Below are 20,177 nucleotides of genomic sequence, written 5' to 3' on the forward strand. Positions count from 1 at the left end.
AAACTGAGAAAATAGGAGGCACAAAATATGAATGGAATTATAAAAAAATACTCGGCTATCATTATTTCTTTAGTGATGGTAGTTGCTGTTTTTTCTCATCTATCAACATTGGAGAATGTAAACGCAGAAACAGAGACTGCTATTGAAGGAGAAGATATAGTCTCCTATCCAGTAACAGGAGGAAATTTATATTTTGATCGCGCAATAGGGGCAATTACAGACTGCGATGAGGGAGTTACTCAGGCAGAAATTCCAAGTCAAATATATGGCGTAGAAGTTAGCAGCATTGGTAGAAGTGCTTTTATAAATTGTACGGAATTAAAGAAAGTTTCTTTGCCAAAGACATTAAAATCCATATGCGAAGCTGCATTTGCTGATTGTTCATCTTTAGATTCTATAGTGATTCCAAAGGGTGTAATTAATATCGCTGATAGGGCATTTTCTGGTTGTCACTTGAAGACAGTTGAACTACCAAATACACTCAGAACGATAGGCACTCAGGTTTTTTCTGGAAACAGGGAATTCACATCCATTATAATTCCAGATAGTGTGACATCCATAGGAGCGGCTTGTTTTAATGGGTGCGTCAATTTGGAAACAGTGAAGTTATCAAAAAATATAAAAGAAATTCCACCGGAGTGCTTTTATGTCTGTGAAAAGTTAAAAGACTTAGAGATACCGGAGGGGGTAACAGCAATTGAAGGCTATGCATTTTTCGGTTGTGAAGCATTAGATATTAAATTACCGAATTCTGTAAAGACAATTGATTATGCAGCGTTTGGTCGAACGAATGCAAAGTATATAGAAATCCCTGATAGCGTTGAATCTCTAGGGATGTACACATTCAAAGGATGTGAAAACCTTAAGTTTGTAAAATTATCAAAAAACCTTACAACGATTCCTAATGGATGTTTTCACTCATGTCCAAGGTTGGAGAACTTAAGAATTCCAGAGAATGTTAAAAAGATAGAAGAAAATGCTTTTTTCCAATGTGAAGGATTAAAAAAAGTTGAATTACCAAAGAGCTTAAACAGCATAAAATCTTGTTATCGAAATGATGGAATAATTTCGCCCTATTATAATTCTGCGTTTGCTTGGAGCGATAAGGTTAGATTGTACGGATATGCTGGGAGTTATGCGGAATCTTATGCGAGAAAGTATGGGATACCCTTTATTTACCAAAAAGAAAATCCGAAGTTAGTTAGTATGTCGTTAACAAAGGTTTTTGGACAGAAGCCGTTTCAACTGAAAGTAAGCTATTCTGGAAACGGGAAATTGTCCTATAAATCCAGCAACACCAAAGTAGCAACCGTCAGCAACACAGGCCGCGTTACCTTAAAAGGACCGGGCAGAGCGACCATCACCATCACAGCGGCGGCGACAACTAATTATAATGCAGCAAGTAAGAACGTTACCATCACGGTGAAGCCGAAAAAGGTGGCGGGCCTGAAAGTGAAAAAAGGCAAAAAGCGTATGACTGTAAGCTGGAAACGGGATAAGAAAGTCACCGGCTATCAGATTACATACGCCCAGAACAAGAAATTCAAAAAAGGGAAAAAGACGATTACCATTAGCAAGAATAAGACCATCAAACGGACAGTGAAAAAGCTGAAAGCAAGGAAAACTTACTATGTAAAAGTTCGGGCATATAAGAAGGTTGGCAAGACGAAAATTTATGGAGCTTACAACAAGGTAAAGAAAGTGAACACCAGATAAGATGTAAAGATAGATAAGAGCAAAATTAGACCCTCGATCTGATCAGAAAAATTCTGTCAGATTGGGGTTAGTGCATGTCTAAAATGCGCCATTTTTTTGAAAGATTTTCACGTTGCAGGAGATATAATAACGGTGTAATTATTGTGTTTAAAATCTAATTGAAGAATAAAGAGGACAATCGAATGGAAGCGAAGGAGCTGCTATGCGTTAGAAAAATAGAGACACGTATACAAGATAAAACTTTTTATGTTATATTTGTGCTGCTATTCTTTATGGGAGGAGGATATGGTGAGGTGGTCTCCTCTTTTTGTTCGATTGTTTATTCGGGCTTGATTCTCTGGTATGCAAAAGGCGCGGGCACTTTGAAAATTCCAACTGGTAAAAACTTTTTTTGCCTTTGTCTGTTTGTGGTGTCTTCTGTAATATCCTGCTTCTACGCTGTGGATTGGGGGACTGCGGTGTTGGGGGTTATAAAATTTTTCCCTGTGCTCCTGTTTGTTATTGCTGCCTGCCAGATGGAACGAGAAGCGAGGGAGTTCTGCATTCAACTGATTCCGGACATTTCGTCGGCTATGGTAATTTGCGCTATGATCCTTTTTTTTACCCCTTGGCGTGAGTCTTTCTTTACAGCGGACAGAATGGGAAGCTTTTTTCAGTATCCGAACACGTTTGCCTTAGTATTGCTCCTGTCGATTCTGATCCTATTGGAACGTCCGCGATTATACCGAAAGGATCTTTTAGAGGCGCTCCTTTCTATAACCGGGCTGCTGTTGTCAGGAAGCCGCAGCGTATTCCTTCTTTTTATAATCTGTCTCATCTATACCGCAATCACGGAAACAAAGAAGCGTAAGTGGATTGCCGGTTTTTCCGTCTATATGCTGACCTTGATAGCAGTAGGGGGGATTCTTCTGGGGTATGTGCAGGAGTTCGCGAGATTTACTACGTCATTTACTCAGAATTCAACTTTGTGGGGGAGACTACTATATTGGCAGGATGCGTTACAGATTCTGAAGGATCATCCGTTTGGTCTGGGGTACAAAGGATACTATTTTATACAGGGCACTTATGCCAGTGGCAATTATGTAACGATGTATGCTCATAATGAGTTATTGCAGATCCTTCTTGACTTTGGATTCTTAGGTGGAGTGGCGATCGCCGGAATGCTGTTTTTTTCCTTATACCGACGTCGGTTAGATTCTTCATTGAAGAAAAAACTACTGACGGTATGCGTTGTCCATAGCCTATTTGATTTTGACTTGCAGTTTCTTGTGGTTGTTTTTATTATTTTACTGCTTTTTGACTTCGGTGAATGCAAATGTATCAAAACTTCCATGCTGTTTCAAGGAGTTGTGGCGGCAGTATTATTGGTTTCAATCTATTCCTTTTCCTTTCTGGGACTAGAGCAGTTGAAAAAAACGGAAGCCGCCTTAAAGCTGTTTCCGGCACTGACTTTCTCCGAGGTGGATATGCTGAATGATGCGTCAACGATTGAGGAAAAAGGAAGGATTGCCGATCATATTCTTGAGCGAAATCACAGTTGTTCGGCAGTGTATCGTCTGAAAGCGCTACAGGCGGCATCGGAAGGCAACTTTTCGGATATGGAGGAATACGCAAAGAGGGCGATCGCGACAGATCCGTATAATCCGGAAAACTATGAAGCCTGCATCCAGGGATGGTCCCTGGCGTTAGACCTTGCGGTTCGAAATAATGACGAGCTTCAGACCGTTCATTTATTAAAAAAGATTACGGGGATTGAAAAATGGATTCAGCAAAGGGAGGAAAACAGCTCCTGTCTTGCGTTTAAGATAAAAGATAAACCGAAAATTGTATTGCAGGAGCAATATTTAAAATATATAGAAAGGTTGAAAGAAATTCAGGGAAATTCTGCGGGATAAGAAGCGTGACAATGAACGAAAAACGCGAGGTTATGAAGAAAGGAGCGGAATATGAATCATAGTGTAAAAAGAAATCTGGCATTCTTTCTCTCTTTGATAATGCTGGTTACAGTCTTTTCCCCATTATCAAAGACAGAGCATGTATGGGCGGAGGAAAGAGAAGCGGAAGAAGTGACAGATGTAGTGGGGCCTGAACCTTTAGAAAACGAGGAAGCAGAAGGACCTTCTTTTTCCTCTCAGGAAGGGCAAGAGAATCCATCACAGAGAGACAACAAGGTAGAAGAAAAAAAGAAAGCGGAGATAAAATCAGAAGCTGCGGAACCTGAACGTAAAAGTACGGAAAAAAATGCAATGGATAAGGCAAAAATTTCGGAAGTTAAAGCGGAACGAAAAACTGCAACAAAAATCGCAGTTACGAAGGTACCGGAACCATATGCGTTTATCAGTGATTCCGGAAGATCCGATTACAATCCGAAAGGTATTGAAATAACTGTATTTTATGATGATGGCACGTCGGAAATTGTTACAATGGCTTCTGATGGCGACGCTTATACAGATTACGGAGAAAAAGATTATTCTTTCAAAGTGGAAATATCTGGATTTTGGGACATAAAACTGGGAGAAAACACGTTGAAAGCGGCATATATACGAGAAAACGATTATAAGGTGGACGAAGAAGAGGAACTGCTCTCGGTAAATTTTTCTGTAGAGGGAGTAGAGGCGCCATTGCCAAAAAGCATCCGGATTGTTGAAACGAAAGCCTATCAGAACTTACAGTCACAGAAAGTATGCGCCGGTTTTTCCGGATATGGATTTGAAGCGGATGGTACGATAACAATTGAGGCGGATTACGGACAATATGGGAAAAAAGAAATCAGATATCGGGATTTTTTTAGCGTGCCATATGATCCGAGTTCGAGAATTACAGTAGAAGATCCAGTGATTCAACCGGGAAAAAATGAAATTCAGGTTACCTATGAAAAAGAGATCGACGGGGACTATCAGGAAATTTGCAGCACGGCTTTTACTGTTATGGGCGTAAAAGAAAAACTTCCGGTTAATCTTGAAGTCGAGCAAATGCCGGAAAACCTGATTGCGTATATCGATGAATTCGGACAAACAAAATACCATTATTCTGAGGATTTCGGAGCCTGGAAACTAAAGATTCATTATGACGATGGAAGTGAGAAAATCGTTGATATGGACGGCGGAAGTCCGCTCAATTTAAGAGATGATTTATCAGGAATATATACGAATATCGAGATCAAAGCAACCGACCTGGAAATAAAAAATAATGATGTTACACTTGAATACCGTATCAATTCGCAGTATAATGCGGAACCGTTAAAGATAATCCGCAATCAGGATTTAAAAATTCAAGGTATAGCGGCAAAAATTGCGAATGCGATAGAGATTGCGCAATATCCAAAAACAACAGGGGTATATGCGGGTTTGGATGACGATTCGGAATATGAGAATCTGAAAGCAAGGGTTTTATACACCGATGGAACGGAGGAAGTGGTCTCGTGGGATCCGGATATACGGGAAATGGAACAGCCAATCTGTTGTGGAGGTTCCTACGGGCTGTTTTTGGAACCGATTGATTTGAAACCAGGAGAAAATAAATGCGATCTTATTTACGGAACTGGCGACTGGGAATGGGGAGAATTGGACGAAGAAAAAATGCGGGTTACCTTTACAATAAGCGCAAAATCCTTTACGGATTATGATCCCTCGCTTATTACAGATCAAACGGTAGAGTCTGTAATTCGCAGCAGTGGGAACGCAATCCTGAATGCAAATCAGGAAATGTGGCTGGATATGAATACAAATGATCCTGAAAGCATTCATTATCAATATCGAAACAATGTGCAGAAATGCTATGATCGGGTATTTTTAGACACTTCAGGCTTGCTGACGGTGTATGATGGAAATGGAAAAGTCCTGGGAAAACATACGAATGTGAAAGATTTCAGTGAAGATCGTATTTTACTGCAAAATGGCGATTTGTATACTGTTAAGGACAATAGAAAGATAACGTCAGATGTCGAAAACTGGGTCGAATCGGGGAGCGATATTTTAAAAATTTTAAAGAAAGATGGCACTTTATTACGTGTTACGCAACAGGCACCAATTGCTACAGAAGTTGTGGATACTGGTGTTGCAGATGTAAACGCCGGAGGTTGGGTGAGAAAAAATGGCGACTTGTATACGGATACGTATGATTGGGATACCGAGTCCTATGGGATACAGAAAAAGGTAGAAAATATTGATTATCTTTGTAACTATTTCTTTGCAGTCAGTAAGGACGGAAGTACCTACTATAATGGAGAAAAAATTCTGGATAAAAGAATAAAAGCGTATTCTTATGAACTCTCTTTGATTGTCGATGAGGATAATGTGATATACGAGAATTACTCTTTTCCAACAACGATCCAATCACTTCCGGGAAAATTCCTGAAATTTTCTCCAAGGGGATACTGGACCCAAAATGGAGAGCACTATAACAGAAATGGGAAGTTAGAGGAAATTGTAGACTCAAGGGGTTCTTTTCGTCTGAAAGCTGATGGTACTTTGCTGGTCAATGGAAAAAAATTACTGACGCATGTGTCTTCTATAAGCTGGCAGACAACGCCGAGCCTGATTACGAGAACAGATGGGACGGTGTGGATTTTTGATCAGGAAACACCGAAAAACAGAGCGCGTATTTCCATTCCCCGTATGCTCCAAAGGGGAGGCAAAGATATACAGAGCCTGACCATCGCAGCAATTCCACCTAAAATATATACGGGTAAGCCATACACGCCGTCTCTTATTATTAAAGATGGGACAAAAGTGCTGAAGCAAGGAGTGGACTATGTACTTTCCTATGCGAATAATGTGAACGCGGGAACCGCAAAGGTAACCATCACAGGAAAGGGCAGTTATACAGGAGCAATTACGAAACCGTTTACGATCACAAAGGCTCCATCGGCAATTACAGCGAAGAACTTCACCAAAACCTATGGTAACAAATCATTCCTTCTGGGAGCGAAGGTAAACAGCGGCGGTAAGCTGACCTACAAATCCAGCAGTGCGAAAGTAGCCACCGTCAGCAACACCGGCCGAGTCACCCTCAAGGGCCCGGGCAAAGCGACCATCACCATCACAGCCGCGGCAACCGCGAATTACAATGGGGTCACAAAGCGCGTGACGATTACCGTAAAACCGAAAAAGGTAGCTGGCCTGAAAGTAAAGAAAGGCAAAAAGCGTATGACCGTAAGCTGGAAACGGGACAAAAAAGCAACCGGCTACCAGATCACCTACGCCCAGAACAAGAAGTTCCAAAAAGGCAAGAAAAACATAACCATCCGCAGGAACAAGACCGTGAAGAGAATCATCAAAAAGCTGAAGGCGAGAAAGACCTACTATGTGAAAGTGCGGGCGTATAAAAAGGTTGGAAAGACGAAACTTTACGGGGCTTACAGTAAAACACGAAAAGTCCGGATCCGTTAGGTGGCGTATCTGTGTATGGGAGAAAATAATGGCAGGTAAGAAGGAGGAAGTTATGAGAACTTACAGAAAACACATTACGGTCTGCGTCATTATAATGATGTTGGTATCGTTGGGCGTACCGTTTTCCGGAATACAGAAAAGCTATGCCGCGGCAGATTCTGCGTTGACCGAAAACATTGAAGTCGTAAATCTTCCGGAAAACGGAGAGGTTCTGCTCGGGATTGGCGAGCAGGAAATGTTTGAACGAATTCAGTTGAAAGTCAAGCTGAAAGATGGAAGTGAGAAAATTATATCAGACTTGTATGCGGAGCAGGGAGACGTCAAGCTTAAGAATTCAAATTTTGCGGAAATAGAGCTGGAATACAATCGAAATGAATATGATGCAAATGGTGAATTGAAAGAGGGAGACAATAAAATTACGGTTAAATATCGCGAATATACGACCGTGTTAAATCCAAATTACGATCCGGAAACGGATTACGAAGACGAGCAGTATATGGATAAACTGGTGAAAACACTGGAAACCAGTTTTAACGTGAAAGGTGTTGTCTTTGAGGGTTATGATCCACCGTTAGAAAATGACAAGGAGATGAATAGCGAAATATCGCGGTTTGGAAACGAAATCCTTTTTTCCAATAACGAACTCTGGAAAGCGCCAGTGGCAAGTATTCGATATACGAAAAAAAATAATATCAAAGGCATAGCAAAAGAAGTGTACAACAATATGTATTTAGACACTTCGGGAAATCTGACGATTGAAAACCTGAAAGGAGAGACAATCCATTCCTTTGATAATGTAAAAGATTTTCAGTCCGACTATATCCTTCAGGATAACGGAAGATTGACAAGTATTGAACGGTACGCTGGTTGGGACAGAGATAAGAACGAAGGCCTGGAAACTGAGGTAGTTGCGGAAGATGTGAATGATTGTTATGTCAGACCTGGGTTAGAGGGAGATTACTATACTGTAAATAAAGATGGAATTCCATTTTTTTATGAACAGGATTATGATTGGGAAACTGACCAGCCAAAAAGAGTACGATGGCAAATGGACGACGTAAAAGTTGCCGCCATTGTGGATAATCCTCTAAGCGACTGGGAGGATGGAGATGTTTCCTATTTAACCCAAAATCACGAACTGAAAACTTTTTGGATAGAATATCCGCAAGATGAAGAGGGAGAACCGACAGGCGAGGAGATCCCGAGAAATAAATTGCTGAAAGAAAATATTATATCCATTATGGAATACTTCGCGATTGGAGCAGATGGGAAGACCTATTCTGTTGCGGATGGAAGAAAATTGCTGGACAGCAAAATGGTCGCTTGTAAAACGACAGATCGTGGGGCTTTTGCTGCGGATGAAAAAGGAAATCTATATCTATATACAGAAACCTGGAAATATCCAGAGGGTTCCGATGATGGGAAATATGTAATGGAATTGACGAAAGTAACCGATAATTTTGGTTCCTTTTCTCATTACGGATATTATGATAAGTCGGGAAAGCAGCATGGCCTTCCGGAATATTATGAAGACGATAATGAAAATATTGTGATAGAAGAAAATACATCTCTGGAATGGCCTCTTGAAGAAGATGGAACCGTATATTCAGGAAGCTACAAAATACTTACGAATGTAGTAAGCGTTGGAACGGTAGAAGGATCCGATACACTCATTATGGGAAGAAAAGATGGGACAATCTGGCTATTCGATCCGACTTCCCGTTTTACAGAGAACCGTAAACGGATTGCGAAACCGCAGAAATTTTCACAGGAATTGCTAAATGAAGTTTTTGATATGAAAACGAAGGATATCAGCGCTTTAAAATTTGAGTACCAAACAGAAGTTCCATATAACGAAGATGAGCAGGGGTACTGTCCGAAGGTGACGATTTGGGATGGGGAAAAAGTGCTGACAAGAGGGCTGGATTATACGGTAACTTATCAAAATAACGATGCGCCGGGACAGGCGAAGATGATCGTTAAAGGGCAAGGGGCATATAAAGGTACGAAGACTTTGTCTTTCACCATTTTAAAACCAGAACAGAAGCCGACCACGCCGCAAAAACCCGCGAAACCAGTGACCAAAAAAGCCGCGGCAATTACTGCAAAGAGTTTCACCAAAACCTACGGCAACAAGCCATTCAGCCTGGGAGCAAAGGTAAACAGCGGCGGGAAATTATCCTACAAATCCAGCGATACGAAAGTAGCGACTGTAAGTAGCGACGGCCGCGTCATTCTTAAAGGCCCGGGCAAAGCGACCATCACCATTACCGCCGCGGCGACCGCGAACTACAATGGAGCGACAAAACGTATCACCATCACGGTAAAACCGAAAAAAGTAATCGGTCTGAAAGCAAAGAAAGGTAAAAAACGTATGACCGTGAGCTGGAAGCGGGATAAGAAAGCAACCGGCTACCAGATCACCTACGCCCAGAACATGAAGTTCAAAAAAGGCAAGAAGAACATCGCCATCAGCAAGAACAAGACCGTGAAGAGAACCATCAAAAAGCTGAAGGCGAGAAAAACGTACTATGTGAAGGTGCGGGCGTATAAGAAGGTTGGAAAGACAAAAATTTATGGGGCCTACAGTAAAGTGACAAAAATAAAAGTAAGATAATAGAGATTGTTAGGAAGCGTAGAAATGAAACAGATAATGAAAAGTGAGTTATATGTTATTGTAGCTTTGACTATGTTCATTTCTGTGATTTTATCACTGATGGGAACAGAAAATGTTAATGCAAAGGAGGAATCTTTTATGGTTTATCCTGTAGTTGGTGGGAATATCTATTTTGATTCGTCTACAGGAACAATTATAGATTGTGATTCGGGGGTGACAGCAGTGACGATACCAAACGATATAGATGGAATCCCTGTAGTAGCAATCGGAAAAGAAGCTTTCTATCTTTGTGATGAGCTGAAAACAGTAACGATGAATAATAATGTGTCAACAATTGGCAAGAGGGCTTTTGCAGAATGTACTTCATTAGCAAATGTAAGTTTTGCAGAAGGATTAAAAAATATCGAGGCATCAGCATTTATACATTGTGACGCATTAGCGGATATGATAATTCCAGATAGTGTAGAAAGCATAGGAGATGATGTATTTAGAGACTGCGATAATTTGAAGCACGTTACTTTTTCAAAAAGTATAAAAAATATTGGAAGTAATCTTTTTCATCTCTGTAGCAATTTGAAGAGAATTGATGTAAATGAAGATAATCCTCAATATGCTTCAATAAGTGGCGTACTAGTAGATAAAATTAAAAGGGAGTTATTATTTTATCCAGCGGGAAAGTCTGACACAAGTTATCGTATCCCGGATGGAATTGTCAATGTTGGGAAAGAAGCTTTTTATGAATGCAATAACATTAAAAGGATATTTTTGACAAATAGTATGAAAAGTATTGGAGAAAATGCCTTTTTTCAAATGAATAGTTTAGAAGAAGTTATAATGCCGGATTCGATAGAAAAAATAGGGTCAGGTGCTTTTTGGGGATGTAAAAGTTTGAAAGACGTCAAGTTACCTAATAGTGTAACGGAAATTGGAAATGGAGCTTTTTTAGGATGTTTGGGGTTGACTGATATTATTATTCCAGACAGTGTAGTATGTATAAAGTCCGGAGCATTTTCGGCATGTCGAAATTTAGTTAATGTAGAAATATCAGAGGGTGTAACTACTATTGGAGCAAATGCATTTTATGAATGTATAAGATTGAAAAAAGTGGAAATTCCTGAAAGCGTAACGATGATAGGAGAAGATGCGTTTGCGTATTGTGATAGTCTTAAAAAAGTTACGATACCGTCTAGTGTACAAAGCCTTAGTGCGGATGCTTTTTGCAGTTGTAGGGAATTAACAAACATTAGTGTAGAAACGAATAACTCTAGATACATATCGCTTGATGGAGTTCTATTTAATAAAGCGAAGACAACATTAATGGCATATCCAGCAGGAAAGCCGCAAGGCCACTATACAATACCAGAAAGTGTAAATTGTATTTCAGAAAAAGCATTTCGTGATGTGAAATATTTAAAAGATGTAATTATTCCAGAAGGTGTAAAAAAGATTGGGGCATATACTTTTTTAGGTATGAAAAACTTAAAGTGTATTGTAATTCCACCAAGTGTGATAGATATTGATATATATGCATTTAAGAGAGGAAGCGAAATTAAATCGTTTGTCATATATGGAATAGAAGGCTGTTTTGCTCAAACTTATGCGGCAGAAAAAGAAATTTCATTTAAAACAGTAGATGAATATATAGGTATATATTCCGTCACGTTTGATGCAGCCGGTGGAACCGTTGATGTTACAACAAAAGATGTCACATCAAAAGAACTATATGGCGAACTTCCTGTCCCCAAAAGAGAAGGTTATATTTTTGATGGTTGGTACACCGAGCGAGAAGGTGGAATGAGAATTACTAGCGAAACGATAGTAAATCTTACCGATAATCAGACGTTATATGCGCATTGGAATAAAGAAGCTATAGATATTGGAGAACTTACATATAGTAGCATACCTGCTAAAGTATATACAGGAAAGCCGCAGACTCCATTGCCTGTGCTAAAGGATGGGAATTATGTTTTGCAGAAAGGGAAAGACTATACGATTTCTTATGAAAATAACATTAATGCAGGAACTGCCAAAATAATTTTTACGGGTATAGGTAGCTACAGCGGAACTGTTATAAAGAATTTTACGATAAAAAAAGCAGAGCAGATGATTCATACAAAAGCATGTATCAAAACATATGGCAATAAGCCTTTCAGCTTGAGGGCAAAAGCTAAAACAAAGTTGTCCTACAAATCCAGCAACACTAAAGTCGTAGCTATCGGCAACACTGGTCGCGTAACCCTAAAAGGCCCGGGAAAAGCGACCATCACGATCACAGCGGCGGCGACTGCGAACTACAATGGAGCGACAAAACATGTAACTATCACCGTGAAGCCGAAGAAAACCGTGGGTCTGAAAGTGAAAAAAGGCAAGAACCGCATGACCGTAAGCTGGAAGCGGGATAAGAAAGCTACTGGCTACCAGATTGCTTACGCCCAGACCAAAAGGTTCAAAAAAGGGAAGAAGAACATCACTATCAGTAAGAACAAGACTGTGAAAAAAACCATCAAAAAGTTGAAAGCCAGGAAAACTTATTATGTAAAAGTTCGGGCGTATAAGAAGGTTGGAAAGACAAAAATTTATGGGGCCTACAGTAAGATGAAGACAATAAAGGTAAAGTAAAAGGAGGACAAAATGAAAAAGAAAGTTAGTATTTTAGTAGCACTGGTTATGTTGCTTACTACCTTTGCGGTACCGATATCTGCCTATGGGAAAGAGCAAAAAGTACAGGCTTATGCATTTCATGAGCATTATTTTATTTCAACAGAGGATTACGAAGAAGATGAAATTCGTCTTGATATGAATGAAAGCATTCAATTGTATTTGAATTATGCAACGGAAGTAGATAATCAGCAGTTCAACAGTCTGTCAGAAGTATCACCGGACTGGTATTGGGAAAGTGCGAATCCCGATATTGTAAAAATTTCGGAAGATGGCATGGCAAGTTATGTTTCCGAGGGAATCGCAAAAATTTTAGTAAATGATGAAAAAGGGATGGAACAGGCCAGTATTAATCTTTTAGCCGGAGATGTGGAAGCTAAAAAGTATTCGATTACGCGGGTGAATGGTGAGTTTCAAAAGAATCCCTATGAATATAACGGCGATGATGAGGAAATGCTGTATGCGCAGATTGACGTAGGTGAGACAATTAATCTGAAAATTGATAGTAACCGTGATAGTGACCAAATCGTTCAGACAGACTGGGAATGGGACTCTAGTGATTATGATGAGGAAATGATTCAATTGGGAGAGCCTACAGAGGAAGGAATAGCAATAAAAGGGATTGCAGATGGTGTAGTGACAATATATGCATATAATAATTATTACGATGGATATACAAGCGATATAACATTATATGTTGGAGATGCGTGTAGCTATTATGTGGCTGATATGGAGGAGAAAGCAACGGGTTGGAGATATATGGACATCGGAGAATCGCTGACGCTTGGAGTTCTAACTGTTCCAACAAAGAATGTAGAGGCTGCCAAATGGGAATGGTATATTGAGGAAAATGTAACTTATCCGGGAGAAGTCAGCCTTAAAAATAATACATTGACAGCCTTAACCCAAGGTGATGTGTCTATTGGCGCAGCCCACCCTGATATCGTAGGAGAAAGGAATTCATTGGAACTGCAGATTGGTTATGACGATTACTGGGGGGCCGATGCAGATTATAGACTTTATCCGCAGAATCGAACAGCAAAACTAAGAGATTGGTATGGACTTGAGGATCCGGGGGTTAAAGTGACGGTTCCGGTAACCATTACAGTAAATGCAGATTACTGTTTCCGTCCAGGGACTTATACGGTTACTGCAATTGGGAAAGGAGCAATCTGCAACAGCAGAACGAAAAGTGTGGTAGTACCAAACACCGTTACAACCATCGAAGATTATGGGGTTGGTTATGAGCGTGTCTATGACGACAATGGCGATGATCGTTATCTGAAAATAGCAGGCTTTACTATCTATGGCTACTCAGATACTTCTGCGGCTGCAAAATACGCAGCAAAAAATGGAATCAAATATGTGAATTTGGCATCAAACCCAGTCGTTAAAAAAAACGCGGCAATTACAGCGAAATCCTTCATCAAAACCTACGGCAATAAGCCATTCAGTCTGGGAGCAAAGGCAAATAGCGGCGGTAAGCTGACCTACAAATCCAGCAGCACAAAAGTCGCGACCGTCAGCAGCACCGGCCGCGTCACTCTTAAAGGACCGGGCAAAGCGACCATTACTATCACCGCTGCAGCGACCGCAAACTACAATGGAGCCACAAAACGCGTCACCATCACCGTAAAGCCGAAGAAAATCACGGGCCTGAAAGTGAAAAAAGGCAAGAAACGCATGACCGTAAGCTGGAAGCGGGACAAAAAAGCAACCGGCTACCAGATCACTTACGCCCAGAACAAGAAATTCAAAAAAGGGAAGAAGACGATTACCATTAGCAAGAATAAGACCATCAAACGGACAGTGAAAAAGCTGAAAGCAAGGAAAACTTATTATGTAAAAGTTCGGGCGTATAAGAAGGTTGGTAAGACGAAGATTTATGGAGCTTACAGTGGGACGAAGAAAGTGAAAGTTAGGTAAGTTTTTTGCAACCTTAGGATTAATAGATGAATCCGAATATCGAATAGAGGTAAGGAAATGAAGCGTAGAACGAAGGGATACAAGGTGCGTTGGACCGCAGGTATCATTACTCTTTTTTTGTCGATGAGCATTATAGGTCCAACAAATACGGTGATTTCTGATGCAGCATCTTATTCGCAGGGAACTACTGAAAATCAACAAGAAGTTGAAAAAAGGAATTTTTCCGATAAAGATATATTATTAAAAACTAAATCTGTAGAAGGGACGGAAAAGAAGAAAAAGACGTCTGAATTTAAGGCGGATTTAAGTGCAAACGAGAATTCCACAGACGATGCACCCATAGAAATTTGGACGAGGGAGGATTTGGAAGCAGTAAAAGATAATCTTCATGGAAATTACAAACTTATGAAGGATATTGATCTAAAGGGGGAAGATTGGACTCCTATAGAAGGAGCTTTTTACGGAACGTTTGATGGTAACCATTATGTTATAAAAAATATGCAAATTAATATAAAAAGTGCTAAAAGTAGATTGAAGGCAGGGTTGTTTGAACAGAATAGTGGAGATATCAGCAATTTAGGTATAGAAAGCGGAAGTGTAACTATTCGGTCTACCGAAAAGCAGGAATATAGTTCGGATTTATGGTGTGGAGGTATTGCGGGGTATCAATATAGAGGCACCATAAGAAATTGTTATAATAATGCGGATGTTACTGCTAAAGGACGGGCTGTAGCAGATACATATCAATATGTTTCTGCAAGTTCATTTTGCCAAGTAGGAGGAATTGTAGGATTAGATGAATATGGAACGATAGAGTGTTGTTATAATACGGGGAAGATTTCAAGTGATGCATATTCACGATATTCGTTACATTCGTCAAGTGGAGTTGCAAGAAGTGGTGGTATTGCCGGAGCTTGTGATTCTGGAAAAATTTTAAATTGTTATAATATTGGTGAAGGAACGTCAAATGCGTATGCATATTATTCAAGCAATGTTGGCTCTCATTGTGGTGGAATTGTTGGATTAGCATTAAATATGACATTAAATAATTGTTATAATATTACTAAAATGCAAGCAACTTCGGATTTCTTTGAAACGGGGAGTCGAGCAGTATCAATGTATACGGGAGGGGTTGTAGGTCGAGATTCCAACTCAAAGCTTCAGAATTGTTATTATAGTCGTGATGCCATAGGGACAACATTAGTAGGGACAGCATTATCTCGGGAAGAGATGAAGCAGAAAGAGTTCTATGTAGGATTTGATTTTGACACATGTTGGGAATTTAATACATCAATAAGCCAATATCCGATTTTACAAGGAATAACGAATGCGTCCCCAAGACCAGGCTACAAACCCGTAGAAGATGTCAACATGACCACTCCCGGTGACTCCGGCTCCATTCGACTGTTCCAGGATACAGGGGGAAGTATTGGAACCGCCCCAATCGCGAAAATTTTCCCAGGTGATTACAGCCTGAAATTTCCGATGATTCAAACCGGGGTTGCAAAGGAAAGTATGGAAGACGGGACATATAAATATAAAATGACCATTGGCCTAGATGAAAATATGGCCTTTGGATCTGCCAAAGCATGGGACAATCTGAAAAAAGATTTTGCAGACGCAAAAAAGAATCTGAATCGGATAAACACCTTAAATACGCTGATGAAAAAATGGGGCGCTTCCAGGGGATCTTTTAACCTGACAAAATCTTTCAAAGCAAAACCCGATATGGAAGTAGCCGGATATTACGAGGCGATCTGTGATGAAAACGGCAGAGTCATTTCCGACAGCGGCGGAGTACTGCTGTCGGCCAAATGGAGCGCAAGTACGACCAATCAGTTTCTTGCAGGACCGATACCCCTTTACCTGGAACTGGGAGGAAGCTTGAAAGCAGTGGGAAAAGGTGGGTTGGAAAGAACCCTGCAGGATTCCAATCTTTCCCTGACCGGAACGGTTACCGTATCGCCGGGACTCTCGCTGGAAGGAGGAGTGGGAGTCAGCGGGGTTGCTACCGTCGGTGCGAAGGGGGATGCGGATGTAGCGATTCAATTAGTGCCATGGTCAAAAGGGACCTTTCATGGAGGGGCATCCATCACTGCAAAATTGATTTTTGTCTTTGACTGGGAGTATTCTGTGCTGAAGGTAACCTGTCCTATTTGGGATAACACCCGGCAGGCAAAAATAGCTGCGTTTTTCACGGATGAGGCAGCGATTAAAGAGCTTTCCCTGACCGACCGAAGCTATCAAGAATATACGACCCAATGGAAAGGACAGCCGGCATCCGCTAAAAACAGCAGGAGCCTCGCAAGAACACAGAGCGGGGATTCCGGAGCAGCGGCCTGGGAACTGCAGGGGTATGTTCTTCCGGATACGATTCCTCAAATGAAACAGGCAGGAGACGATACCGTTCTGGTGTTCCAGTCCAATGACGCGCAGCGGAATACGCAGAACAGTACGAAGCTGATGTATTCGGTTTATGACGGAAGCGCCTGGTCCCAGCCAAAGGCGCTGTGGGATAATGGGACACTGGATACCTTTGCGGATCTGGAACAGGTCGGTGAGGATTTGTATGTGGTCTGGCAGAAATGCAGAGAACCTCTGACCGGAAGCGATGTTAGCGAACTCAGCCAGCAGGCGGCGAAGTCCAGCGAAATCTGCTGGGCAAAATACGATCCGGAAAAGAAGGTCTTTGATACTCCTCAGTATCTGACCGATAATTCCCTTCCGGATACCATGCCGGTACTGGCAGAGGACGCAGAGACTCCGACCGTAATGTGGGTGCAGAACAACAAAACGGATCTGACCGGACTGAGCGGAACGAAAACCATTTTTACTTCTCAGCTTACCGGAACTCAGTGGAGCGAACCGGAAAAGATGGGAGAAACCGATGCATATCTTTCTCAGCTGGTGGGAATTTCTCAGGGCGGAACAGAAAAAGCCGCTTATCTGGGGAGCCCGGCCAGTGGCGGACTGCCAGCCGTATATCTGGCAGAAAACGGTACGGAAACCCAGATCGCGAAGTCGGAAGAAACACCGATTTCGGGATTGGACTGCGGAGATGGCGCCATTACCTACAAAAAGGATGGAGTTTTGGAGCAGTATCAGATTGCCGATGGAACCCTGTCCAAATGGAAAGCAGGCCAGTCGCAGGCGGTAGGAAGCAATGCGAGAATCTATTCGCTAAATGGCAAAGAAACCCTTCTCTGGATGACCAATGAAGGGGATGGATGTACCTTCTACGCATCTGTGAAAACGGAGGAGGGGTACAGCGAGCCGGTCGAAGTGTATCAGAAGAAAAACCTGCAGGGAAATTATTTTACCGCGCAGCCCGCGAAAACGGGAGGCTGGGAGATCGTCCTGAATGCTTCGGAGACAGCAAACGAAGAGAAAACCTCCCTCTATTTCATTCAGACGGAAAGCCAGCCAAAAGTGGAACTGGAAGACGTGGTTCTGAATGAAAATGAGATGGAAGATGGGAACCAGCCCTTCGCGTATTCGGTAACCAATGACAGTGAAGAAACGATTACCCGGTTCCAACTGACCGTGAAGGACGGGACAAAGGTGCTTGTGGACAAAACCATATCCCAAAGGATTTTACCGGGAGAAACGGTCTATCTGGAAGATACCGTGGATCTAAGCGGTGTGAAAGAAACGGCGAATCTGACGATTCAGGCCATGGCTCCGGGACAGATCGATTCGGAAGGCAGCAGCCGAGAGCAGACAGTGCAGATGGCAGATTTGGAAGTGGCAGTGGAAAAGACGGTATTGGACAAGTCCGTTCGCTTTACCGTCACGGTGACCAATACAGGAAAGGTGGCTTCCGATGGAGATGTGATCCTGTACGGTGACGCGGAAGGAAACCGAAAGATCGCAAGCCGGCATTTTGATTCCATTGATCCGGGAGAAGCCGCAACGGTGGAACTGGAATATCCGGTTTCCAGCATGATCTTCCAGGAGGACGAAAGCGCCTACTGCATGGTGCAGACGGTGACGGATAAAGAGGAATTTAATGCGGACAATAACACCTATTACGGAGCGACCTATCTGTGGGAACTGCCGGAGGATAATTTCCAGATCGCGGGATTTGCCTTAAGTGGAGCTGAAGGAACTTATACTTATACCGGAAAAGCGATTCGACCGGCAGTAACAGTAAAAGGACTGACTGCAGGGAAGGATTATACGGTATCTTATCAGAACAATGTCAATGCCGGAACAGCCCAGGTGGTGGTAACCGGGATCGGCCGGTATCACGGAACGATGGTGAAGGAATTTACCATTCGGAAAGCATCCCAGACCGTGGCAGGAAAATCCTATACCAAGACCTACGGGAATCGCGCGTTCAGCCTGGGGGCAAAAGCGAAGACCAAGCTGAGTTATACGTCCAGCAATACCAAGGTGGCAACGGTCAACAGTGCTGGAAAGGTTACATTAAAGGGGCCGGGTAAAGCGACCATCACCATCACCGCCGCAGCAACCGCAAACTACAATGCAGCAAGCAAGAACGTTACTATCACGGTGAAGCCGAAAAAGGTAGCGGGCCTGAAAGTGAAAAAAGGTAAAAAGCGTATGACTGTAAGCTGGAAACGGGATAAGAAAGTCACCGGTTATCAGATTACTTACGCTCAGAACAAAAAGTTCAAAAAAGGGAAGAAGACGATCACCATTAGCAAGAATAAGACCATCAAACGGACAGTGAAAAAGCTGAAAGCAAGGAAAACTTATTATGTAAAAGTTCGGGCGTATAAGAAGGTTGGCAAGATGAAGCTTTATGGGGGTTATAGCAAAGTGAAAAAAGTGAAGACCCGTTAGTGCAAAGGAGGACGGAGTTCATGAAAGCCAAAATTGAGATATATAACTATGTTGCGGCATTCTTGCTATTGCTGTCGGCATGGCTCTTTGTCTGCCTTCAACCGGTCTATGGGGCAGAAGATACAATTAATGGGAATGAGGATCCTTATTTCAAAAACCGTACAAAAGCACAGATAACGGAGAGATGGGAAAGTTCTAAAATACAGAAAAGAGATTCCATTTATGAGGAGGGGAAAGAACCATCTTTTACCGCGCCATATTCGGGAGGTGTGGTAAAGCAGGAGGTGTTGGATAACGTTCTCAATAATTTGAACTATTACCGCTGGCTGATTGGATCACCGGAGGTTACAAGAAAACCAATACAGCGTCAGGATTTGCAGGATGCGGTTGTATTACAGATTTTAAGCCTGAATGCGGGAAACCCTCTGACTCACTGGATTTCGGAGTATTATGAAAAGCCTGCGGATATGTCCCAGGAGTTTTATGACAGCGGAAATGAAGCGGATCATAATATCATCAGCACCTACTATTATACTTCCGCAGTAAGTGGTTTTTTCGGAGAAAGCTATTTTACCTATACAGCAGGGCATCGGACAGCCCTGCTGTCTCCGAATGTCAGCCGGGCAGACTTTGGATTAGGCGAAGTTACATATGGCTCAACAGGCGGAAGCTCCAGCCAATATGATGTTATGGAGCCTGATTTTGCGGCTTATCCTGCTCCGGGCTACTTCCCCGCACAGGATTTTGCCAGTGCGTCAGACTGGGATATTTATCTGAATCAAACGTTTTTTTCGGATCAGTTTGATCAGGCTGTAACCGGAACGATTACCTGTCTGGATACAAATCAAACGTGGACTTATTCAGAAGAAAAGGGGAATTTAGCCAATGGTGGAAGCGGATTTCATCTGAAAGCCCCAGAAAAAAGCTTTACAAATTATGAAGTGTTGTGGTCAAGCGTTTTTGTAACACTTATGGCTAAAAAATATCGATTTATGCAATTCGAGCTTGATATGGTGTTTGATACCCATTGAAACTATGAGGGCGCACATGATTATATGTGA

Annotated in this window: 8 protein-coding genes; all 8 read left to right on the forward strand. The window is 41.9% G+C overall.

The features are described 5' to 3' along the window. Positions 1 to 27 precede the first annotated feature (27 nt). The 8 genes from H9L42_RS14195 to H9L42_RS14230 all read left to right on the forward strand — a co-directional run bounded on the left by H9L42_RS14195 (position 28) and on the right by H9L42_RS14230 (position 20,147). Entirely contained in the window at positions 28 to 1,716 is a 1,689-nt protein-coding gene (locus H9L42_RS14195) for a leucine-rich repeat protein (RefSeq protein WP_187304067.1), read from the forward strand. A 461-nt stretch (positions 1,717 to 2,177) separates the two neighbouring features. Then, positions 2,178 to 3,611 carry an O-antigen ligase family protein gene (locus H9L42_RS14200; protein ID WP_187304068.1) on the forward strand — a complete coding sequence of 478 codons (1,434 nt, stop codon included), beginning with the start codon at positions 2,178 to 2,180 and terminating at the stop codon, positions 3,609 to 3,611. 51 nt (positions 3,612 to 3,662) lie between these two features. Further along, positions 3,663 to 7,106 carry a fibronectin type III domain-containing protein gene (locus H9L42_RS14205; protein WP_187304069.1) on the forward strand — a complete coding sequence of 1,148 codons (3,444 nt, stop codon included), beginning with the start codon at positions 3,663 to 3,665 and terminating at the stop codon, positions 7,104 to 7,106. 52 nt (positions 7,107 to 7,158) lie between these two features. Next, positions 7,159 to 9,723 (forward strand): fibronectin type III domain-containing protein, encoded by a 2,565-nt coding sequence (locus H9L42_RS14210; protein WP_187304070.1) that lies wholly within the window; start codon positions 7,159 to 7,161, stop codon positions 9,721 to 9,723. A gap of 24 nt (positions 9,724 to 9,747) precedes the next feature. Continuing rightward, complete coding sequence (locus H9L42_RS14215; RefSeq protein WP_187304071.1) at positions 9,748 to 12,342, forward strand: leucine-rich repeat protein; 2,595 nt, start codon at positions 9,748 to 9,750, stop codon at positions 12,340 to 12,342. A 12-nt stretch (positions 12,343 to 12,354) separates the two neighbouring features. Further along, positions 12,355 to 14,307: a fibronectin type III domain-containing protein gene (locus tag H9L42_RS14220; RefSeq protein ID WP_187304072.1), complete on the forward strand. Its 1,953-nt coding sequence runs from the start codon at positions 12,355 to 12,357 to the stop codon at positions 14,305 to 14,307. Positions 14,308 to 15,537: 1,230 nt separating this feature from the next. Beyond that, complete coding sequence (locus tag H9L42_RS14225; RefSeq protein ID WP_187304073.1) at positions 15,538 to 19,116, forward strand: fibronectin type III domain-containing protein; 3,579 nt, start codon at positions 15,538 to 15,540, stop codon at positions 19,114 to 19,116. Between the two features lie 20 nt (positions 19,117 to 19,136). Beyond that, a complete protein-coding gene (locus H9L42_RS14230) occupies positions 19,137 to 20,147 on the forward strand; it encodes a hypothetical protein (RefSeq protein ID WP_187304074.1) in 1,011 nt (336 codons plus the stop codon). Positions 20,148 to 20,177: the final 30 nt, after the last annotated feature.

The organism is Zhenpiania hominis (assembly GCF_014333425.1).
Classification (GTDB): Bacteria; Bacillota; Clostridia; order Peptostreptococcales; family Anaerovoracaceae; genus Hominibacterium; species Hominibacterium hominis.